Genomic DNA, 20,960 nt, shown 5'->3' with positions numbered 1-20,960 from the left:
CATCAGGCCGTCGGATCAGCCGCCCAGCAGCAGGTACGCCCCGAGCACGCCGACGGTGCCGACGACTCCCGTACCCAGTCCGACCACACGGCCGACGGACGAGCGTGCGGTGCCCACGCCGACGGCCAGGAGCAGGACACCGACGACGATCTCGACCACCCACGTGACCGGGCCGGTGGTGGCCACCACCTGCAGCAGTGCGCGGACCCCCTCGCCGATCAGGATCGCAGCGGTGACCCCGAACGCGCCGGCACGCCAGCGGGCGTCACGGGACCGGACGAACACCGCGACCGCTCCGGCGAGCAACCCGGCCGGGATGCCGAGCAAGACCCACGGGTTCGTCAGCGACAGGAAGTCGGGGTACCCGCGCAGGTTCGTCGTGGCCCAGTACCCGACGTGCATGAGTTCGAGGAGCACGACACCGAGGGCCATCGCGAGCGGCAGGGCGAACCGGCCGGCTCGGACCCCGGCGCCGATGCAGAGCGCCACGGCGACCAGGAACCAGGGGCCGGCAGAGTTCGCGACGGACGACAGCGCCGGCACGGCCTGCCCGAACGAGGTGAGCACGCCGGCGAGCAGCGCACCGCTCAGCGCCATCGTGACGCGCACCGCGGCGGGCACCGCGGGGCAGGGTGCCGACGAGGATGACGTCGGGGACGCAGCAGCGGCCGGAGGACCGGCGGACAGGGTCGCGTTCATGGCATCAGCATCGCGGCAGCCGCCCCGGGCCACATCACCCCGGGGAGCGACATGGCGGGTGCATCTTCACCCCAGAGGATGACGTGTTGGCGTCACACCACCGCGGCGAGCGAGCCCCGCACCTCGGCGGACTCCCCACCGATCCGTGCCCACGCCCGTTCGAGCACGTCCACCAGACGACCCCGGTCCGCCGGCGCCATCGTGAACGGCACCCGCAGGAACCGCTCGAACCCGCCGTCCGGCCCGAACACCCCGCCCGAGGCCAGCACCACGCCCTCGGACCGCGCGGCCAGCACGAGCGCACTCGACACCGGCCGCCCGAGGCCCACCCACGTCGTCAACCCGCCCGCCGGCGACGGGACGTCCCACTCCGGCAGCCGCGCCCTGAGCGCGCCCACGACCTCGTCGCGACCCTGTCTGAGGGACTTGCGCCGCGCCTCCAGGACGACCGCCGTGCGTGGGACCAGCTCGCGCGCGACCAGCTGGTCGAGCACGGGCGTGCCGAGGTCGCCCGTCGGGCGGGCGGCGAGCAGCCGCTGCAGGAGCGCCGGTGCGGCGCGGATCCAGCCGATCCGCAGGCCGCCCCAGAAGACCTTGTCGGCCGACCCGATCATCACGACCGATGCTCCGGACGGGTCGGCTGCTGCCAGCGGCAGCGACGGCGCTCCCTCGATGCGGAGCTCGCCCATCGTCTCGTCGGCGATCACCGTCGTGCCGACCGACGCCGCGACCGACAGCAGCAGCGCACGGGTCGACGCGGACATGGTCGCGCCGGTCGGGTTGTGCAGCTCGGGCATGACGTAGGCGACGGCCGGTTCGGTGCGCCGCAGCGTCGTCTCGAGCGCGGCGGCGTCCCACCCGGTCCGCGCGTCGACGGGGACGCCGACGAGCCGGCCGCCGGCCTCGCGGAACGCCTCGTGCGCGTGCGGGTACGTCGGCGACTCGACGAGCACGGCGTCACCGCGGCGGACGAGCACCCGGGCGAGCAGGGCGATGGCGTGCTGCGCGCCGATCGTCACGATCACCTGGGACGGGTCGGTCGGCAACCCGCGCTCGGTGTACCGGTCGGCGATCGCGGCTCTGAGCCCGGGGTCGCCGACGGTGTCGTAGCCGATGCCGGCGAGCGCCGCCGGCACATGCCGCACCGCCCGCTCGACCGCTTCGGCGACCCCGGGGGCCGAGTGCATCGCGGCCTTGCGCAGGTCGAGCAGCTCGTCGTCGACCACGCCGCCGAGCCGTTCCGGGTCCGGACGGCCGATCAGCGACGCCGGCAGGTGGACCACGCTGCCGGAGCCGCGGACCGACACGACGAACCCGTCGGACCGCAGTCGTGCGTACGCGTTCGCCACGGTGGTGCGGGAGACACCGAGGGCGGCGGCGAGCCCGCGCTCCGCCGGGAGCCGCACGCCCTGCGCGACCCGGCCGTCGATGACGAGGACACGGATGGCGTCGGACAGTGCCTCGTAGGCCGGTGCATCGGTGCCGTCACGCCAGTCGGTGAGCAGCAGGGCAGCGGCACGGGCACTCAACAGCACGGGGGTCATGAGTCCACGGTAGCGCGATTGGCTCTCGACCAGCAGTCCAATCGGAGCGGACGATGAACCCATGCCCCGCAACACCGCCCTCACGTTCCGCTTCGTCCAGCTCGTCGTCGGCCTGTTCCTCTACGGCGCCTCCACCGCACTGCAGGTCCGAGCGGTCGTCGGGGTGTCGTCGTGGACCGTGCTGACGCAGGGCCTCGAGAACGTGGTGCCGTGGTCGTTCGGCGTCATCACCGTCGTGTCGAGCGGCGTGATCCTGCTGTTCTGGATCCCGCTGCGCCAGAAGCCGGGCATCGGCACCCTGTTGAACGCGCTGGCGATCGGGCCGAGCGCCGACCTGGTGCTCTGGCTCGTGCCGGAGCCGTCCGGCCTGTTCGCCCGGATCGCCCTGTTCGCCGGGGGCCTGGTGCTGCTCGCGATCGCGACGGCGTTCTACATCGGCGCGGGGTTCGGCACCGGGGCCCGTGACGGCCTGATGGTCGGGCTGCACGAGCGCCTCGGCTGGCCGCTCTGGCTCGCGCGCACCCTGGTGGAGGTGTCGGTCGTCATCGTCGGGTGGATCCTCGGCGGGAACGTCGGGGCCGGCACCGTCATCGCCGCCTTCGCGATCGGCCCGATGGTGCAGCCGCTCATGCCGTTCTTCCGGCGGTTCCCGTGGAGCCCTGAGCGCAGGGTCGTCCGCGAACCCCTTGCGGAGTCGCGAGTCGCGATATAACGTGACCTCCACAGACGCGATACATCGCGAGTTGGAGGAAGCACCATGGCGCAGGAGAAGTGGCTCGTCGACGAGCCCAAGGTCATCGACACCGGCATCGTCCGCACACTCCGTGTCGGACTCGTCGGTGGTCAAGTGGACGTCGTCGCACACGACGAACCCACCGCACGGGTCGAGGTCCACAGCGTGTCCGGCAAGCAGCTGAAGATCGAGGTCGACGGCGACACGCTCACCGTCGACCACCCGCAGATCCGGTGGGACGACCCCATCGGGTTCCTCAAGTCGTTCCGCGGCAAGGCGCTCGCGGACGTCAGCATCCTGGTCCCCCGCGACGCCTCGGTCACCCTGGGCGTCGTCTCGGCGGGCGCCCTGCTGTCCGGCACGAACCGCGGCGCGATGCTCAACACGGTGTCCGGCGACCTCGTCGTCGACGGTGTCGCCGGCGACGTGACGGTCAACGCCGTCTCGGGCGCGACGACCATCCGCGAGCTCGACGGCGCCCTGACGGTCCACACCGTCTCGGGTGACGTCGTGGCCACGGGTGAGATCCCCCGGTTCCAGGCGGACGGTGTCTCGGCCGACGTCGTGCTCGACCTGCACGGCGTGCCGGAGTCGGCGCGCGTCAACACGGTCTCCGGCGGCGTGAGCGTCCGACTCGAGGACGGCGTCGCCTACCAGTGCACCGTCAGCACGGCCACGGGCAAGCTGCAGTTCGACGACTCCGAGATCCGCGGCGTGCGCGGCTCGTACGTCAAGCAGGGCGGCGAGCTGTCCGGCCAGTGGCTGGACCTGCGGGTGAACTCGGTGTCCGGCGACATCGCGGTGCTGCACGCCCCGCCGGTCGCCGCCGAGCCGACCGCGCCCCCGGCACCCCCGACGGTCCCGACCAACGACGGCGAGGTGCCCGGCGGGGTTTCCGGTACTGCTCCCGCCGCCGACACCACACCGACCAACGACGGCGAGGTGCCCGCATGAGTCCCGTCTTCGCCCACGGCCACCTCCGCCTGTACCTGCTCGTGCTGCTGGCGGACCACCCGATGCACGGCTACGAGCTCATCCAGGCCCTCGGCGACCGGTTCGGCGGCACCTACGTACCGAGCGCCGGCACCGTGTACCCGCGCCTCGCGAAGCTCGAGGAAGAGGGCCTCGTCTCGAAGACCGCCGACGGCCGCAAGACCGTCTACGCGATCACCGAGGCCGGTCGCACCGAACTCGCGGCGCGTGCCGACGAGATCGCCGCGGTCGAGTCCGGGGTCGCCGACTCGGTGAAGTCCCTGGCCGACGGCGTCCGCGCCTCGGTCGGTGAGGCGATGCGCTCGCTCCGTGCCGACCTCGCCGCCTCGGCGGAGAGCCCCGGTACCGGCTCCCACGAGGACCCCGTCTCGGTCCCCTCCGAGAGCGCCCGCGCCCTGCGCGAGCTCGAGATGGCACTGTCGTCGTTCCGGCAGCAGGTCCGCGCGGACCTGCGTCGGCGCGCGACCCGCGGCACGCTCCGTGCGGACACCGTGACGCGTCTGCGTGACGGCCTGGAGGCCCTGCGCAAGTCGCTCTGACGGCCCGCGGCCGACAGGCGGTCGCGACCAGTGCCTCCCGGCCGCCCGTCGCGCCACCCGCCCTCGGAACCAGGTTCCGGACACCGCACCACGCCGATCCGTGGTGCCGTGACCGGAACCTGGTTCCGTCACGGCACGGGAGCGAACCCGTCCAACGCGTCCACCACCGCCAGACGCTCACCGTGCTCGGTGCGGGCGATGGTGGTGCGGACGGCTGCCAGCTGCCGGGCGAGCCGGTCCCGCTCGCGCTCGAGGCCGACGACGTGCGCGGCGAGTGCCGACGCGTCGTCCGGCTCGGCGTCGAGCCGCCGGCCGATCTCGGACAGCCCGAGGCCCGTGCCACGCAGCAGCAGGATGCGCTGCAGCCGGACGAGTGCCCGGTCGTCGTAGCGGCGGAGTCCGCCGTCGCCGACGGCGGTGGCCGGCAGCAGTCCGATGGCGTCGTAGTGGCGGAGCGTGCGGCTCGAGACCCCGGCGGATCGCGCAACGTCGGCGATGCCGTGGGGCGCTTTCGCAGCTGCGGCGGCGTTGTCTGACGGATCCCTCATGCACCACACCGTAGAGGTTGACGCGGCGTCAACCGCAAGGGGCCGCCCGGAGTCGGAGCGGACGACGTGCGCCCGACCGGGAATGACTGCTCGGACACCCGTGTTGACTCCCGCCCGGAACTGAGTAGGTTTGCCGCTCGTGACGAACGAGGTCCGGTCGCTGAAAGCGCGACTGATCGGGGATCCCCTCCCCTCCGAGAAGCTCGAAGGACAGCTCCTCCCGAAGCACCTGGCCCTGCCGATCTTCGCGAGTGACCCGCTGTCCTCCGTCGCGTACGCGCCGCAGGAACTCCTGATGATCCTGCTGCTCGGCGGCATGTCGTTCCTGACGTTCGCACCGTGGGTGGCCGCGCTCGTCGTGCTGCTGCTCGTGGTGGTCGTCGCGTCGTACCGGCAGCTCATCAAGGCGTACCCGTCGGGTGGTGGCGACTACGAGGTGGCGCACCGGAACCTCGGCGAGAAGGCCGGCCTGGTCGTCGCGAGCGCGCTGCTCGTCGACTACGTGATGACGGTCGCGGTGTCGGTGGCGTCCGGCGTGGACAACATCATCTCGGCACTGCCGATGCTGAACGACGTCCGCGTCGAACTCGCGCTCGTGTTCGTCGTGCTCCTCGCCGCCACGAACCTGCGTGGGGTGCGGGAGTCGAGCAAGGCCTTCGCCGTCCCCACCTACCTGTTCGTGGCGTCCGTCTTCGTGATGGTCGTCACCGGCCTGGTCCGGGTCGCCACCGGGCACGCCCCGGTCGCCGAGTCCGCCGGCTACACCGTCGACAACGTGGAGCACACCACCCAGGCGGCGTTCATCCTGCTGCTCCTCCGGGCCTTCGCCTCCGGCTGCTCGGCGCTCACGGGCGTCGAGGCCATCGCGAACGGCGTGCAGGCCTTCCGGCGCCCGAAGATCAAGAACGCGCAGGCGACCCTGGTGGCGATGGGCGGCATCGCGATCGTCCTGTTCATCGGGCTCATCACCCTCGCGCTCGTGTCCCGCGTGCACTACGCCGAACGCGCCTGCGACCTGCAGGGTTTCGCCGACTGCGCCTCGACGCCGCAGCGGTCCCTCATCGCCCAGATCGCGGCGGCGACGTTCGGCGACAACTCGGTGCTGTTCTTCGTCATCCAGGCGACGACCGCCGCGGTCCTGCTCCTGGCCGCGAACACGGCCTTCAACGGCTTCCCGCTGCTCGGCTCGATCCTGGCCCGCGACTCGTACGCCCCGAAGGCCCTGTCCACCCGCGGCGACCGGCTCATCTACTCGAACGGCGTCATCGTGCTGGCGCTCGTCGCCGCAGCGCTGCTCGTGGTCTACCGGGCGAACGTCACGAGCCTCATCCAGCTGTACATCATCGGCGTCTTCGTGTCGTTCACGCTCGGTCAGACGGGCATGGTCGTGCACTGGACGCGCCTGCTGCGGGCGGACCGGAGCGGTACCGAGGACCCGTCCGTCAACCGCGCGCAGGTGCTGCGCTCGCGCACCATCAACGCGATCGGCGCCACCTTCACCCTCGTCGTCCTGGTCATCGTCACGATCACCAAGTTCACGCACGGCGCCTGGCTCGTCTTCCTGATCATGCCGATCCTGTACGTGCTCATGCTCGGTGTGAACCGGTACTACCGCGACGTCTCGCACGAGATCGAGGCCGACGTCGAGACCGAGTTCGGCGCGACCGGCGACCACGCGGTCGTGCTGGTGAACAAGCTGCAGAAGCCCGTGCTGAAGGCCATCGACTACGCGATCGCGGCCGAGCACGCCAGCTGCGAGGCGGTCCACGTCGCGATCGACGACGCCGACGCCCAGCACCTGCGCGACCAGTGGGCCGAGTACGGCATCCGGATGCCGCTGACCATCGTGCCGAGTCCCTACCGCGACATCTCGATGCCGCTCATCAAGTACATCAAGGCGCACCGGCTCGAGCACGGCTCCGAGGTCGTGACCGTCTACACCCCGATCTTCATCGTCGGGCACTGGTGGGAGGGTCTGCTCCACAACCACCGCGGCCGGCGCATCCGCAAGAAGCTCCTGCTCGTGCACGGCGTCACCGTTGCGCTCGTGCCGTGGCTGCTCGACTCGTCGGAACTGCTCTACGGCCGCCGATCGCGTCCGCTGCCCGGCCAGGAGCGTCGTGGCGAACCGGTGCGCCCACCGCTCCGCCGGTCCGGAGCGGGCTCGGCCGCGGCACCGGTCGACGGCTCGGCCGACGACCGCCTGGCTCGGTCGGCGAAGCGGAACAGCCTGCAGCCGCGGAACGGTCCGCAGCCGCGACGGGCCACTCGTCCGGCGGGTCCCGCCGAGGGCGTCGACCCCGCGCTCTGCACGGGTGAGTTGCACGCGCTCGTGCCGACCTCGCCGCGCCGGGGCGACGAGTCGTAGCATCTGACGTCATGACGATCACGGACCTAAGGACGTTCGCGACGTTCGACGGCCACGGCGGCAAGGTGTCGAAGCGCGTCGAGGTGCTGGACCACGAGCCCGCCGCGGGCAGCCCCCACGAGGGACTCGTCGCGGTGCGCGGCGAACACCCCATGGGTGCGCTCGACGAGCGCGCTGCCGACGAGTCGGCAGCGCTGGCGCGCGGCGTCCCCAGCGTCGGCTGGGTGGACCCGTCGACGCTGCGCGACTGGTACCGCCCGGACCGCGTGGTCATCACGCGCCTCGAGGCACGGCAGTCCGGCATCGAGCCCGGCCTGTTCGCCGATTCGCGCGGTCGCGGACGGGTCCGGATCGACGGCCTGGAGGCACGGCTCGCCCCCGACGGTCGGCCCGCCTTCCGCGCACTGGCCGGTTCCGACGCGCCCTGGGTGGTCGACGTCCCGCTGCCGACGGACCAGGCGGTGCGGCTCGTGGCGGTCTCCGAGGTCGACGAGGGCTTCGAGGTCGTGACCGCACCGGTGTCCCCGTTCCTGCAGCCCGGCGAGTACGCGGCGTACGACGACGTCCCCGGGCTGCCTCCGCGGCCGTCCAGCGGCCGGGTCGTGGTGTCCGCGACGGTGCTGCTCGACGGCTCGCTGCACGAGGTCGAGCGGATCGACGAGCAGGCCGCGACGATCTGGATCCGGCGCGACGGCCGGGCGGTGCCGATGGCCACGAGTGCGGTCGGCCCGGACCTGGTGCGCTACACGGCCACCCCGGCCTGACGGGGGACAGGCGGCTGCGCGGTACGTCGGGGGTGCGGCGTAGCGTCCGTGGCATGAGTGATGCAGAAGAGACCCTCGGCGGCGCCCGTCCGGACCCGTCGACCGACGCGAGCAAGGACCCCGAGCAGTGGGTCACCGGTGACGAGCCGATGACCGGACCGCAGCGCAGCTACCTCGACACCCTGGCCCGCGAAGCCGGTGAGGAACTCTCCGCCGACCTCACGAAGGCCGAGGCCTCGGAGCACATCGACCGCCTGCAGCAGCAGACCGGACGCGGCACGGACTCGTCGGGTTCCTGAGTGGGGGTCCGCCCTTCGGCGGACCCCAGCCTGGGCGTGTTCTGGTGATGTCCGGGTAGACCCCCGGACGAGGGGCTTCGATGACGTGTCACCGGATACCTTCGTGGCCATGCGAACGACATCGACCTCCATCGGCCTGACCGCGCTCCGCATCGTCCTCGGGGTGGTGTTCATCGCCCACGGCGCGCAGAAGTTCGCCCAGGGCATCCCGAACGTCGCCCAGGGCTTCTCCGGCATGGGCGTCCCGCTCGCCGACCTCGCCGCGCCCTTGGTGGCCGGACTCGAACTGGTCGGCGGCGTGCTGCTCGTGTTCGGCGTCGCGACCCGCGTCGTGGGTGTCCTGCTCGCCGTCGACATGGTCGTCGCGGGGCGGCTCGCGCATGCCTCGTCCGGCTTCTACTCGCAGGACGGCGGCTTCGAGTACGTGCTCGTCCTGGCGGTCGCGTCCCTCGCCGTGGCCCTGACCGGTCCGGGGCGGTTCTCGCTCGACGCCGTGTTCCTGGCGGCGTCCCGCCGACGTCGTGGCGTGCAGGAGCCCCTGCCCGCCTGACCTGCGCTGCGCCGGTGCTGCCTGCGGCCGCCTCGTCGCGCTGCGCACGGTGCGTGCTTCGTGGGCCCGTGCGAGGTTGACCGCTCGGTGCGCCGTCAGAGCCTCGCACCGAGCTGGCAACCTCGCACCGCCCGACGAACCTCGCACCGTGCGCAGTCCGCCAACCCCGCACCGCCCGACGAACCTCGCACCGTGCGCCGTCCGCCGACCCCGCACCGCCCGACGGACCTCGCACCGTGCGCAGTCCGGAGCGGCTCACGCGGCGGCGAGCACGTCCATCACCTGGCGGGCGATGAGCCGTCCGGCCCGGTTCGCACCGATCGTCGACGCCTGCGGCCCGTACCCGGCCAGGAACAGGCGCGGCTCGTCGACCGATCGCCCGTCCACCACGACGACCCCGCCGGCCGCGGTCCGCAGGTGCAACGGCGCGAGGTGCCGCAGATCGGCCCGGAACCCGGTCGCCCAGAGCACCGCGTCGGCGTGCACGTGCGTGCCGTCGGCCGTGACCACGCCGGTCTCGTCCATCCGGGTGAACATCGGCTGGTCGCGCAGGACCCCGCGGTCGATGCCCGCCCGGATCCGCCGCGAGACCGGGACACCGGTGCCGCTGACGATGCTCGGCAGCACCTCGCCGGCACGGGCGGCCCGGTCCTGCTCGTCGACGGCCGCGACCGCGGACTCGAGGTCGAGCGACGCGGTGTCCGCCCACACCACCGGCCGCCGCGTGAACCAGTGGGTGGACCGGGCGACACCGTCGAGCTCGAGCAGGAAGCCGATGGCACTCGTCCCGCCGCCGACCACGACGACGTCCTGCCGCGCGAACTCCGCAGCGCTCCGGTAGTCGGTGGTGTCGAGTTGTCGTCCGCGGAACACGCCGCGGCCCGGGTACCACGGCACGAACGGGGTGCCCCAGGTCCCCGACGCGTTCACCACGACGTCAGCGCGGATCCGGGTCTCCGTGCCGTCGGCGGACCGCGTCGTGACGCAGAGGCCGCCAGCTGCCGTGTCGCCGTCGAGCCGGGAGACCGACGAGACCGAGACCGGACGTCGGACCCGCAGGTCGTAGTGCTGCTCGAACCGCCGGTAGTACTCCCCCACGACATCCCGGGCGGGTCGTGACCGATCGGCGTCGTCGAACTGCAGCCCCATGGCCCGCATCCCGGGCAGGTCGTGCACGCGGTGCGCCGCGCCGAGCCGCAGGGCCTCCCACCGGAACTGCCAGGCACCACCCGTGCTCGGGGCGCGGTCGAGCAGCACGAGGTCGGTGCCCGGCACGAGCCCCAGGCGGCGCAGGTGGTATCCCACGGACAGCCCAGCCTGCCCCGCACCGATCACGACCACACGGGCGTGCTGGTCGACTGGGTTCTCGAGGGGTTCGGTCATCACTTCGATTCTCCTGTGCGCGGAGCCGTCGCGGCGACGTCCAGATCGAGGTACATGGTAGAGTGATCGGCAGATTTCAAACCACGAACCGTCTGGTTCCCCGAGTGATCTTCCGTCATTCGCCAGGACCGGACCAGAGCCGAACGAGGGGGTCACGCATGGGGCGCGGCCGTCAAAAGGCGAAGCACACCAAGGTTGCCCGCGAGCTGAAGTACTTCAGCCCGCAGACGAACTACGGTGCACTCGAGCAGGAGCTCTCCGCCGGACAACACTCCGATGACGATCTCGTCGACCGCTGGGCGGACCAGTACGGTCCCGAGGCGGCAGACGACGCGGACGAGTTCGAGACCGAAGCGGACCAGAACAAGTCCGCCTGACCTGCATCGCCGTCACGCCGCGCACCTTCGGGCAGCGCGGCGTTTCTGCGTGCCCGGACAGTCGGCTGCCGAGGTCGCGTGACGTCCCGCCAGCCGGGCGTCGCGGTCGCACGGGCTGCTGTCCGGACCACGTCCGAGCGGCAGCCCGTGCGACCGCGACCGGCCCGGGTCAGGCTGCGTAGCTCCCGACGAGCCGCACCGCGCCACCGTCGACACCCTTGGCCCCCTGCTCGAAGCCGGACAGGTCGCGGGCCGACGTGGCGATCGTGCCGACGGGCCAGGCGGGCATCCCTGCCACGCCGAGCGACTCGATGACGTCCACCGCGGCGCTGGCGGACACCACGGCGAACATGCCGATGCCCAGGTTCCAGGTGCCCTCGGTGTCCTCGATCGGCGTCCCTGCCATGTCGGCGAGCACCCGGAAGACGGGGAGCGGCTGCCAGCTCGAGCGGTCGACCTCGATCCAGGAGCCGACGGGCAGGACGCGCGCCAGGTTCGCGGCGATGCCACCACCGGTCACGTGCGACAGGGAGTGCACGGCGCCCGGGTGCTGCTCGAGCAGCTCCAGCAGCGGCGTCGTGTACAGGCGGGTGGGCTCGAGCAGTGCTTCGCCGACGGACACGCCGCCGAACTCGGGTAGCTGGTCTGTGTACCCGACCCCGCGCGACGCGAGGATGTGCCGGACGAGCGAGTACCCGTTCGAGTGCAGCCCGGACGACTCGATCGCGAGCACGACGTCGCCGTCCTGCACCAGGTGGGCGCCGAGCTGCGAACCGGCCTCGACGACGCCCGTCGCGGCGCCGGCCACGTCGTAGTCGTCCGGACCGAGCAACCCCGGGTGCTCGGCGGTCTCGCCACCGACCAGTGCGGTGCCCGTCGCCGAGCAGCCGCGGGCGATGCCGGCGACGATGTCCGCGATGCGGTTCGGGACGACACGCCCGCAGGCGATGTAGTCGGTCATGAACAACGGCTTCGCGCCGACCACGACGATGTCGTCGACGACCATGCCGACCAGGTCCTGCCCGATGGTGTCGTGCTTGTCGATCGCCTGCGCGATGGCGACCTTGGTGCCGACGCCGTCGGTCGAGGTCGCGAGCAACGGGTGTGCGAAGTCCTTCAGGAAGGACACGTCGTAGAGTCCGGCGAAGCCACCGACGCCGCCCAGCACGTGGCTGTTGTGGGTCGCCGCGACGGCGGACTTCATGAGTTCGACGGCGAGGTCACCGGCGGCGGTGTCCACTCCGGCTTCGGCGTACGGGTTGGGCATGCGGAGTCCTTCGCGGTGACATGGCAGACTTGTTCGGTACCCCCCGATTCTACGGTCTGGAGCACACCCGCGAATGTGCGGCATCGTCGGCCTCGTTGCACAGGGCCCCGCCAACCAATCCATCTACGACGCACTGCTCCTCCTGCAGCACCGCGGGCAGGACTCGACGGGCATCGCCACGGTCGAGGGTCACGTGCACCACATGCACAAGACCCGCGGTCACGTGCGGGAAGCGTTCCGCACCCGTGACATGCGCGCGCTCCTCGGCACCATGGGCCTCGGTCACGTGCGCTACGCCACGAAGGGCGCGGCGAGCAACGAGGAAGAAGCGCAGCCGTTCTACGTGAACGCGCCGTACGGCATCGTCCTCGTGCACAACGGCAACCTCACCAACACGCGAGAACTCACTCGCGAGCTGTTCGACATCGACCGTCGGCACCTGAACACGACGAGCGACACCGAGCTCCTGGTGAACGTGCTGGCGCACGAGCTGCAGGGGCAGGTCCGCGGCACGGACCTCGACGCCGGGCAGGTCTTCGACGCCGTCGAGCGCGTGCACGAGCGCGTCGAGGGCTCGTACGCCACGATCGCGACGATCGCCGGCCACGGGCTCCTGGCCTTCCGCGACCCGTTCGGCATCCGGCCGCTCATCCTCGGGCACAAGTTCGACGAGGCCGGCCAACCCGAGTGGGTCGTCGCGAGCGAGTCGCTGGTGCTCGAGTCCGGCGGCTACGAGATCGTCCGCGACGTCGCCCCGGGTGAGGCGATCTTCATCGAGATGAACGGGCAGATGCACGCCCGGCAGTGCGCGAAGAACCCGCGGCTCGTGCCGTGCTCGTTCGAGTACGTGTACCTGGCGCGTCCCGACTCCGTCATGAACGGCATCTCGGTGTACGACGCCCGCCTGCGCCTCGGCAACCGGCTGGCGGACACCATCGAGCAGTACGCGCCGACCGGCGACATCGACGTCGTGATGCCGATCCCGGACTCGTCGCGCCCCGCGGCCATGCAGGTCGCACGGAAGCTCGGCATCGAGTACCGCGAGGGGTTCTACAAGAACCGCTACGTCGGCCGGACGTTCATCATGCCGGGCCAGGCGGAACGCAAGCGGTCCGTCCGGCAGAAGCTCAACGCGATGTCGTCGGAGTTCAAGGGCAAGAACATCCTGATCGTCGACGACTCGATCGTGCGTGGCACGACGAGCAAGGAGATCGTGGAGATGGCCCGCGCCGCCGGTGCGAACGAGGTCACCTTCACGAGCGCCGCTCCCCCGGTCCGGTTCCCGCACGTCTACGGCATCAACATGCCGACGCGCGACGAGCTCATCGCGCACGACCGGAAGATCCCGGAGATCAACAAGGTGCTCGGCAGCGACCACCTGATCTACCAGGAGATCGGCGACATGCGGGACGCCATCATCGAGGGCTCCGACGTGACCGACCTCGAGATGAGCTGCTTCACGGGCGAGTACGTCACGGGCACCGTGAGCCCGGAGTACCTGTCCTGGGTCGAGGCGAACCAGCTCAGCTGAGTGGGGGTCGCGATCGCGACCACCAGACGGACGGGAGGCCCGTGGCGGTGTCGCCACGGGCCTCCCGTCCGTCAGGTGGGTGCGACTACGGCCGCTGGTCGCCGTGCTCGTCGATCTCGCCGTCGACCGTCTCGGGCGGCAGCTCGACCTCGACGCGCTCCGCCGTCAGGCGGGCCGCTCGCCGGGCGAAGACCCGGTCGAACACGACGGCGACGACCGCGCCGACGAAGGCGCCGATCGTGACGCCCCACAGGCTGAAGTAGCCCACGAGGCTGCCGAAGCTCGACTCTTCCTGCTGGCCACCGAGGTTCATGGTGAGCGAGACGACGACCAGGGTCGCGATGAACCCGAGCACCGCGCCGCCGACGATGAACACCCCGAACTTCGGGGCACGACGGATCGTGACCTCGTCGGAGGTGGAGACGGCGTTCAGCGCGGGGGCCGGGACCGGCTGGTCGTCGGGTCGATCGGTGTTGCTCACCCACCCATTGTCCCCCACTGTGGGACGTCCCCCGGCCTGTGCGCACGGTCAGTTCCGGGAGAGGATGGTCCGTACCGGTTGGTATCCCACAGGCGAGGAGGTGACGCGGATGCGAGAACGGACCGTACGGGGGCGAGGTCGCACCCCGGGCATCCCCGCGCGCCTGACCTGGCCCGTGATGCAGCGTCGCGAGGAGGACCGTGCCGTGTCCGTCGTCGCGGAGCACCGGTGGAGCGTCGCGCTCGTCGGCGCTCCCGGTCTCGGCAAGAGCACCGTCGCGGCCCGCGTCACCGACCGCGTCGCCGGACGGGACGGCTCCGGCCGCACGGTCGTGGTGCCCATCACCGCCGTCGCCACCGGGCGGTCGATGCCCTTCGGGGCGATCTCGGACCGCTTCGGCGAGCTGCCGGCGACCCTGTCCGAGCTGTCCGACGACTCCGGGGCCGAGCAGCGTCTCCGGGCGATCGCCGACCTCGCGGACCGTGACGTCCTGTTGCGCGTCGACGACGCCGACCACCTCGACGCGATCTCCGCCCGGTACGTGGCGTGGCTCGTCCGACACCAGGGCGTTCGGCTCGTCCTGACCTGCCGCGACTTCACCGCGCTGTCGGAACCGCTCCGCGCCCTGTGGCAGGACGACCTGCTCGAGCGCATCGACCTCGAGCCGCTCAGCCTGCGCGAGACGTCGGCCCTGGTGGCCGAGGCGCTCGGCTCGCAGCTCGAGAACGCGTCGGCCGAGCGGGTGCACCGCGCGACCGCCGGCAACCCGCTCTACCTGCGCGAGGTCGTCCGGGCCGCCCTGACCTCCGGCGCCCTCGAGCACACGGCGTCCGGGTGGTACTGGCGGGGGCGGGTGACCGCGTCGAACAGCCTCGCCGACATGTACCGGACCGAGCTCGGCGCGCTGCCGGAGGACCTGCGCGACGTCGTCGACATCGTGGCACTCGCCGACCCGATCCCGCTCGCGCGGCTGCTCGGTCTGGTCAGCGGCGGCGACGTCGACCGCGTGGTCGCACTCGGTCTGGTCCGGATCGACTCGCTCGACGACGGCGCCGCGGTGGCCCGTCCGCAGCACCCGCTCGTCGGCGAGGTCATCCGCGCCCTGGTCCCGGTGGCACGGCGCACGGCGCTGTTCGCCCGCGCGAACGCCTTCCGCGCCGACAGTCCCGAGGGCGCTCCGCCCGCCGCACGGTTGCGGTCGGCGCTCTGGGCCCTCGACTGCGGTGTCGTGCCCCCGGTCGAGCAGCTGCTCGACGCGGCGCAGGTCGCGGTGCGGCTGCAGGAGCACGAGAGCGCGATCGCCCTGACCTCCGCCGCACTCCGGCGGACCCTGCACCCGGACGAGCAGGTCGCCGCGCGCTGCCTGCGGTCACTGGCGTACTCGTACAGCGACGGGCGCGAGGCCGGTCGCGCCGACGCCGAGGCGGCCTGGGCCGTCGTCCGTGCGGACCACGCCACGGTGGACGACGCGTTCGTGGTCGAGGCCTGCGAGATCCTCGCCAACATCCGGCAGTTCCACGACGACGACGTGCTGGCCGCCGTGGCGCTCACCGACGCCGCCAGCCGCCTGGTGTCCGGCGAAGCGGTCGAACGGCTCCGCCTGCTGCGGCTCGCGCACCTCGGCTGGGGCGGCCGCTTCGACGAGGTCCGGGCCGAGCTCGAACGCAGCGGCATCGTGCACGCCCCGACCATCCCGTTCGCGTTCCTCTGCGTCGCCCCCTGCGCGATCATGGCGCTCGCGACGGCCGGCCGGCTCGACGACGCCTCGGCCCTCGGCCGCCGCGCCCTGGCCACCGCGGTCGAACACCTCGAGGACGCCCCCTGGAGCGTCGGTGAGATCGTGTCCGTGCTGCACCAGGTGCAGGTCTGGCGGGGCGACCTCGCCGATCTGCTCACCGAGGTGCCGGTCCGGCGCTCCAACCCGTACCTGAAGTACGACTTCACCCTCGAGCTCATCGGGGACGGCAACCTCGCCATCGGGCAACGGCGCTGGGACGACGCGATCGCGGCGTTCTCGGCCGCCTGCGAACGCTACGACGTCGCGGACCACGGCGGCTTCGCGGCCTACCCGTGGGCGCGGCTCGCGATGGCGTACGCCTACGCCGGCCGGGCCGAGGATGCGACGCGTGCCCTCGACCGTGCGCGGGCCACCCCGCAGCGGGCGATGCGGATCACCGGGGAGCAGGTCGCGATGACCATCGCCTGGACCGAGGCGGTGCTCGGCAACCCCGCGGCCCTCCGCCACGCCGACGACATCATCGACCGCGCCACGGCGAGCGGCGCGTGGACGCACGTCATGTACGCGCAGACGCTGCACTACGCGATGGACATGCTGAACGGGCGGGACACCGGCACGTCGCTCGGTCGGATGCGCGAGGCGGCAGCCCGGGTCGACGGCCCGCTCGCCGCGGCGATCGTCGAGTACACCGACGCCCTGACCGCACGTGACCGCACGCGGATGATCGCGGCGGAGCGGGTGCTCGCGTCGCACGGCATGGCGGTCACGGCGGGTCGGCCGAAACCACCGCTCACGAACCGCGAGTACCAGGTCGCCGAGCTCGCGGCGCGGGGGTTGAGCAACCGGCTCATCGGCGAGGAGCTCGGGCTCTCCACCCGGACCATCGACGCCCACCTGTCGCGGGTGTTCGCGAAGTGGGACGTGCACGCGCGGTCGGAGCTCGCCGGTCTCGTCTGAGTCCACCCGTGACGCAAGAACGTTGCGCATTGCAGCACGACGCGCCGCGCCGGTTGACACGTTGTGTGGAACTTCGCGTACCTTGGTCCCTGTCGCCGGGTTCGGACCCGTTCGGGTCGGGTCCGAATCCCGGCGACTTCAAGCCTAGGTACGTGGTTCATGCGGCCGCATCGGTAGGGACTACCTAATTCGGTTCGTCCGCCTAGGTACTCGGCTCCGTCGCTTCCAGCGGGTCCGTGGTCGACGCGACTAGAGCGCGACGCGCACCGGCAGGAACGCCGTCAGGTCCGCGCGCGACCCGGATGCACTGACGCGCGACTGTGCGACCGCCTCGTCCCAGGTCAGCTCCGCGGTGGCGAGCGCGAGCCACGTCGTGGCGTCGGTCTCCACCACGTTCGGCGGCGTGCCACGGGTGTGTCGGGGGCCGGGGACGGCCTGGACCGCGGCGAACGGCGGTACCCGGACCTCGACGCTGTTGCCCGGCACGTCGTCGGCGAGGCGCTGCAGCGTCCACCGGACGGCGGTCGCGATGGTCGCCCTGGCCGTGTCGCCCTGCTGCACCGCGGTCAGTGCGGCGCGGCCGGCGGCGTCCTCGATCCTCCTGGGTGGCATCTCCACAGGCTAGCCGTCGCCTCGCGGGGGGCGAGTCCTCCTCGGTAGGGTGATCGGGTGCGAATCCTCGTCCTCGGTTCCGGTGCCCGCGAGCACGCGATCATCACGGCCCTCCTCGCTGAACGGGCAGGTCACGTCATCACGGCCGCTCCCGGCAACGCCGGCATCGCCGCCGACGTCGAGACCGTCTCCCTCGACCCCACGAACGGTGCCCTCGTCGCCGAGTACGCGATCGAGAACGGTGTCGAACTGGTCGTCGTCGGACCGGAGGCACCGCTCATCGCCGGCGTGGCCGACCCGGTCCGCACCCGGGGCATCCCGGTCTTCGGGCCCGGCAAGGCCGCCGCGCAGCTCGAGGGCTCGAAGGCCTTCGCCAAGCGGATCATGTCCGAGGCGAACGTGCCGACGGGTCGCCCGGTGTACGCCGGCACGGCAGCGGAAGCCGTCGCGGCGATCGACGAACTCGGCGCACCGTACGTCGTGAAGGCCGACGGTCTCGCCGCCGGCAAGGGCGTCCTCGTCACCGAGGACCGCCAGGCCGCGATCGACCACGCCACCTACTGGCTGCAGCACGGGCACGTCGTGGTCGAGGAGTTCCTCGACGGCGAAGAGGTCTCGCTGTTCTTCCTGAGCGACGGGCACGACGTCCGGCCGCTCAGCCCCGCGCAGGACTACAAGCGCCTGGCCGACGGCGACCTCGGACCGAACACCGGCGGCATGGGCGCCTACTCGCCGCTGCCGTGGCTGGCGGATCGTTGGGCGTCCGAACAGGCCTTCGTCGACGAGGTCACCGAGCTGGTCGCGCTGCCCACCGTCCGTCGCCTCGAGCACGAGGGCACGCCGTTCGTCGGCCTGCTCTACTGCGGCCTCATCGTCACGGAGCAGGGCGTCCGGGTCATCGAGTTCAACGCACGCTTCGGCGACCCGGAGACCCAGGTGGTCCTCCCCCGCCTGGCGACGCCGCTGAGCGGACTGCTGCTCGCCGCCGCGACCGGTCGACTCGGGAGCACCCCGGCGCCGGAGTTCCGCGACGAAGCCGCCGTGACCGTGGTGCTGGCGAGCGAGGGCTACCCGGAGAACCCGCAGACCGGCCGGCCCATCGCCGGCATCGACGCCGCGAACGCCCGCGACGGCGTCTCCGTCGCCCACGCCGCCACCGGGGTGCTCGACGACACCCTCGTCGCCACCGGCGGCCGCGTGCTCAGCGTCGTCGCGGTCGGCTCCGACTTCGCGCAGGCGCGGGAGCGCGCGTACGCGGGACTCGGCGACATCACCCTGCAGGGCGCGCAGTACCGCACCGACATCGCCGCGAAGGTCACCCGATGAGCGGCGCGCCCGTGATCGCCGGCTGGGACCACGTCTCGTCGGGCAAGGTCCGCGAGCTGTACGTGCCGACCGGCACCCCCGACATCCGGAGCGCGTCCGAGCTGCTGCTCGTGGCGTCCGACCGGGTCAGCGCGTACGACTTCGCGCTCGAGCCGCCGATCCCGGGCAAGGGCGAGCTGCTCACCCGCCTGTCGCGGTTCTGGTTCACGCAGCTGAGCGACGTGCCGAACCACATCATCGGCCCGTCGTCCGGCGGCACCCCCGTGCCGGCGGAGGTCGAGTCGCGGTCGATGCACGTCATGCCGCTCGAGATGTTCCCCGTCGAGTGCGTCGTGCGCGGGTACCTGGTCGGCAGCGGCTGGGCCGAGTACCAGCAGACCGGCAGCGTCTGCGGCGTCGCCCTGCCCCAGGGGCTGTCGAACGGCGACCGGCTGCCCGAGCCGATCTACACGCCCGCCTACAAGGCACCCCAGGGCGAGCACGACGAGAACATCTCGTACGAGCAGACCGTGGACCTGGTCGGTGCGGACGTCGCGGCGACGCTGCGTGACCTGTCGCTGCACGTGTACACCGAGGCGGCGGCGATCGCCCTCGAGCGCGACGTCGTGATCGCGGACACCAAGTTCGAGTTCGGGCAGGACGCCGACGGCCGGATCCGGATCGCGGACGAGGTCCTGACGAGCGACTCGAGCCGGTACTGGGACGCCCGCGCCGACGGTCGCACGGATTCCTTCGACAAGCAGATCGTGCGCGACTGGCTCAGCGCCCACTGGGACCGCCAGGGCACGCCGCCGGTGCTGCCCGAGGAGATCGTGTCCCGCACGGCCGCGCGCTACGCCGAGCTCATCGAGCGCCTCGGCGCCTAGCGAGCCGGACGACCGACGGCGACCGCCTGCCGACCGCCGCCCACGGCCCGTCGTCAGAGGTCGCGCGCGACCACGACGACGGTCAGGTCGTCGCCCGGGTCGTGGTCGACCGCACGCGACCGCACCCGCTGCAGGAACGTCGCGATGTCGGGCGACCCGCGGTAGAGCGCCCCGAGCTGCGACAGCGACGCGAGCGTGGAGTCCCACAGCTCGAGCGCGCCGTCGCTGACCACGATGACCACGTCACCCGGCCGCATGACGAGCGATCCCGAGGCACGTTCGATGCCCGCCGGGTGCAGCCCGATCGGCAGGTCCGACGACCGCAGGATCCGCTCGGCGCCGTCGTCGCGGAGCTGCAGGACGAGCCCGTGTCCGGCGTCGGTGAAGTCGATCCGACCGGTCGAGGGGGTGAGCCGGCCGTGGAACAGCGTCGCGAAGGACTCGGCGCGGCTGAGGTCGGGTGCGACCTGCGCCTCGAGCTCGGCGACGGCGACGTCGGGTGCCACGTCGCCGCGGGCGAGCAGGGCGCCGCGGATGTTCGCGGCGAGCAGCCCGGCCGACATGCCCTTGCCCATGACGTCGGCCACCGTCAGGTGCACCGCGTCGTCGCCGGAACGGTGCCAGTCGTGGAAGTCGCCGGAGACGACGCCGTGCGGAACGGACAGGCCCGCGATGCGGTAGCCGGGCACGTCGACCGTGCCGGGTTCGAGCCCCGCGAGCACCGAGCGCAGGCGGTCCTCGTCGGCACCGGCGGCCAGTTCCCGCTCGGCCCAGACGCCCAGCTCCTGGAGCAGGGCGAGCTCGTCGGCGTCGAGGGTCCGCGGTTCGGGGTCGATGAGGCAGAGGGTCCCGACCTTGACGTCGTCGTCGCCGAGCCGCAGGGGCACGCCCGCGTAGAAGCGGACGTTCGGGTCGCCGACGACCATCGGCATGTCGGAGTATCGGGCGTCGGTGCGCGCGTCGGGTACCAGCACGGGGCCGCGCTCCCCCAGCGTCCGCCCGCAGAAGGTGTCCTGCAGCGGGATGTCCGGTCCGAAGTGGGCGTCGCTCTGCTGGGACTTGATCGTCAGCGAGGTGTCGCCCGCCAGGTTCAGGAACGAGCCGGACACGCCGAGGGCCTCACGCGCGATGCGGGTGATCCGGTCGAACCGTTCCTCGGCACCGCCCTCGACCACGTCGAGCGCGGCGAGCAGTGCTGCTCGGCGCACGGCGTCGGTCGCGCTGGTGACTGGGACGGTCGTCGCGGTCTCCGGGTGCATGCACCCACGCTAACGCGCCAACCGGACAGGGCCTGTCCCCACTACGGAGGACGCACCACCCCAGTCCACGGGGCAGGCACGCCGAGTGCACGCGACGGTCGTCCCCGGCCCGGACCGATCCGGCGC

Annotated in this window: 20 protein-coding genes; 12 read left to right on the top strand and 8 right to left on the bottom strand. The window is 72.0% G+C overall.

All coding sequences use genetic code 11. The annotated features are described in order from the left end of the window. Nucleotides 1–15: 15 nt before the first annotated feature. Entirely contained in the window at nucleotides 16–699 is a 684-nt protein-coding gene (locus tag KZI27_RS04690) for a DUF6518 family protein (protein ID WP_222659523.1), read from the bottom strand. A gap of 92 nt (nucleotides 700–791) precedes the next feature. Beyond that, nucleotides 792–2,243 (bottom strand): PLP-dependent aminotransferase family protein, encoded by a 1,452-nt coding sequence (locus KZI27_RS04685; protein ID WP_222659522.1) that lies wholly within the window; start codon nucleotides 2,241–2,243, stop codon nucleotides 792–794. Nucleotides 2,244–2,304: 61 nt separating this feature from the next. Between KZI27_RS04685 and KZI27_RS04680 the strand changes: the two genes are divergently transcribed. The 3 genes from KZI27_RS04680 to KZI27_RS04670 are packed head-to-tail and all read left to right on the top strand — an operon-like array spanning nucleotide 2,305 to nucleotide 4,508. Next, nucleotides 2,305–2,955: a YczE/YyaS/YitT family protein gene (locus tag KZI27_RS04680; protein ID WP_222659521.1), complete on the top strand. Its 651-nt coding sequence runs from the start codon at nucleotides 2,305–2,307 to the stop codon at nucleotides 2,953–2,955. A gap of 45 nt (nucleotides 2,956–3,000) precedes the next feature. Next, nucleotides 3,001–3,930 carry a DUF4097 family beta strand repeat-containing protein gene (locus KZI27_RS04675; protein ID WP_222659520.1) on the top strand — a complete coding sequence of 310 codons (930 nt, stop codon included), beginning with the start codon at nucleotides 3,001–3,003 and terminating at the stop codon, nucleotides 3,928–3,930. Next, on the top strand, nucleotides 3,927–4,508 hold the full coding sequence (locus KZI27_RS04670; RefSeq protein WP_111085559.1) for a PadR family transcriptional regulator: 582 nt from the start codon (nucleotides 3,927–3,929) through the stop codon (nucleotides 4,506–4,508). The genes KZI27_RS04675 and KZI27_RS04670 overlap by 4 nt, the downstream gene beginning before the upstream one ends. A 128-nt stretch (nucleotides 4,509–4,636) precedes the next feature. Here KZI27_RS04670 and KZI27_RS04665 read toward each other — a convergent pair whose 3' ends face one another. Next, the gene (locus KZI27_RS04665) at nucleotides 4,637–5,056 is read right to left on the bottom strand and encodes a MerR family transcriptional regulator (protein WP_222659519.1); all 420 of its coding nucleotides are present in this window, start codon (nucleotides 5,054–5,056) and stop codon (nucleotides 4,637–4,639) included. 130 nt (nucleotides 5,057–5,186) lie between these two features. Here KZI27_RS04665 and KZI27_RS04660 point away from each other — a divergent pair, with 130 nt between their 5' ends. The 4 genes from KZI27_RS04660 to KZI27_RS04645 all read left to right on the top strand — a co-directional run bounded on the left by KZI27_RS04660 (nucleotide 5,187) and on the right by KZI27_RS04645 (nucleotide 9,037). After that, nucleotides 5,187–7,424, top strand: a complete 2,238-nt coding sequence (locus tag KZI27_RS04660) for an APC family permease (protein WP_222659518.1) — start codon at nucleotides 5,187–5,189, stop codon at nucleotides 7,422–7,424. An 11-nt stretch (nucleotides 7,425–7,435) separates the two neighbouring features. Then, nucleotides 7,436–8,188, top strand: coding sequence for a hypothetical protein (locus KZI27_RS04655; RefSeq protein ID WP_222659517.1), 753 nt, complete (start codon nucleotides 7,436–7,438; stop codon nucleotides 8,186–8,188). A gap of 53 nt (nucleotides 8,189–8,241) precedes the next feature. Further along, entirely contained in the window at nucleotides 8,242–8,487 is a 246-nt protein-coding gene (locus tag KZI27_RS04650; protein WP_123310260.1) for a DUF3072 domain-containing protein, read from the top strand. Between the two features lie 109 nt (nucleotides 8,488–8,596). After that, complete coding sequence (locus KZI27_RS04645; RefSeq protein WP_222659516.1) at nucleotides 8,597–9,037, top strand: DoxX family protein; 441 nt, start codon at nucleotides 8,597–8,599, stop codon at nucleotides 9,035–9,037. 255 nt (nucleotides 9,038–9,292) lie between these two features. Here KZI27_RS04645 and KZI27_RS04640 read toward each other — a convergent pair whose 3' ends face one another. Further along, a complete protein-coding gene (locus tag KZI27_RS04640) occupies nucleotides 9,293–10,420 on the bottom strand; it encodes an NAD(P)-binding domain-containing protein (RefSeq protein ID WP_222659515.1) in 1,128 nt (375 codons plus the stop codon). A gap of 158 nt (nucleotides 10,421–10,578) precedes the next feature. On the opposite strand from KZI27_RS04640, the gene KZI27_RS04635 reads away from it, so the two are divergent. Further along, nucleotides 10,579–10,797, top strand: a complete 219-nt coding sequence (locus tag KZI27_RS04635; RefSeq protein WP_123310266.1) for a DUF3073 domain-containing protein — start codon at nucleotides 10,579–10,581, stop codon at nucleotides 10,795–10,797. A gap of 169 nt (nucleotides 10,798–10,966) precedes the next feature. On the opposite strand, the gene purM is transcribed toward KZI27_RS04635, so the two are convergent. Continuing rightward, nucleotides 10,967–12,064, bottom strand: coding sequence for a phosphoribosylformylglycinamidine cyclo-ligase (gene purM / locus KZI27_RS04630; protein ID WP_222659514.1), 1,098 nt, complete (start codon nucleotides 12,062–12,064; stop codon nucleotides 10,967–10,969). A gap of 73 nt (nucleotides 12,065–12,137) precedes the next feature. On the opposite strand from purM, the gene purF reads away from it, so the two are divergent. Beyond that, a complete protein-coding gene (gene purF / locus KZI27_RS04625) occupies nucleotides 12,138–13,595 on the top strand; it encodes an amidophosphoribosyltransferase (protein ID WP_123310271.1) in 1,458 nt (485 codons plus the stop codon). A gap of 85 nt (nucleotides 13,596–13,680) precedes the next feature. Here purF and KZI27_RS04620 read toward each other — a convergent pair whose 3' ends face one another. Then, the gene (locus KZI27_RS04620; RefSeq protein WP_222659513.1) at nucleotides 13,681–14,076 is read right to left on the bottom strand and encodes a hypothetical protein; all 396 of its coding nucleotides are present in this window, start codon (nucleotides 14,074–14,076) and stop codon (nucleotides 13,681–13,683) included. Nucleotides 14,077–14,185: 109 nt separating this feature from the next. On the opposite strand from KZI27_RS04620, the gene KZI27_RS04615 reads away from it, so the two are divergent. Next, on the top strand, nucleotides 14,186–16,771 hold the full coding sequence (locus KZI27_RS04615) for a LuxR C-terminal-related transcriptional regulator (RefSeq protein ID WP_222659512.1): 2,586 nt from the start codon (nucleotides 14,186–14,188) through the stop codon (nucleotides 16,769–16,771). Nucleotides 16,772–17,020: 249 nt separating this feature from the next. On the opposite strand, the gene KZI27_RS04610 is transcribed toward KZI27_RS04615, so the two are convergent. Continuing rightward, the gene (locus KZI27_RS04610) at nucleotides 17,021–17,383 is read right to left on the bottom strand and encodes a sterol carrier family protein (protein WP_222659511.1); all 363 of its coding nucleotides are present in this window, start codon (nucleotides 17,381–17,383) and stop codon (nucleotides 17,021–17,023) included. 57 nt (nucleotides 17,384–17,440) lie between these two features. Between KZI27_RS04610 and purD the strand changes: the two genes are divergently transcribed. Then, nucleotides 17,441–18,709, top strand: a complete 1,269-nt coding sequence (gene purD, locus KZI27_RS04605; protein ID WP_222659510.1) for a phosphoribosylamine--glycine ligase — start codon at nucleotides 17,441–17,443, stop codon at nucleotides 18,707–18,709. Continuing rightward, nucleotides 18,706–19,575 carry a phosphoribosylaminoimidazolesuccinocarboxamide synthase gene (locus KZI27_RS04600; protein WP_222659509.1) on the top strand — a complete coding sequence of 290 codons (870 nt, stop codon included), beginning with the start codon at nucleotides 18,706–18,708 and terminating at the stop codon, nucleotides 19,573–19,575. Before purD ends, KZI27_RS04600 begins: the two co-directional genes overlap by 4 nt. Before the next feature lie 53 nt (nucleotides 19,576–19,628). Here KZI27_RS04600 and KZI27_RS04595 read toward each other — a convergent pair whose 3' ends face one another. Continuing rightward, nucleotides 19,629–20,834, bottom strand: coding sequence for a PP2C family protein-serine/threonine phosphatase (locus KZI27_RS04595; protein WP_222659508.1), 1,206 nt, complete (start codon nucleotides 20,832–20,834; stop codon nucleotides 19,629–19,631). Nucleotides 20,835–20,960: the final 126 nt, after the last annotated feature.

The sequence above is a fragment of the Curtobacterium sp. TC1 genome (assembly GCF_019844075.1).
Lineage (GTDB): Bacteria > Actinomycetota > Actinomycetes > Actinomycetales > Microbacteriaceae > Curtobacterium.
This window is presented reverse-complemented; position numbering and strand designations above follow the sequence as displayed.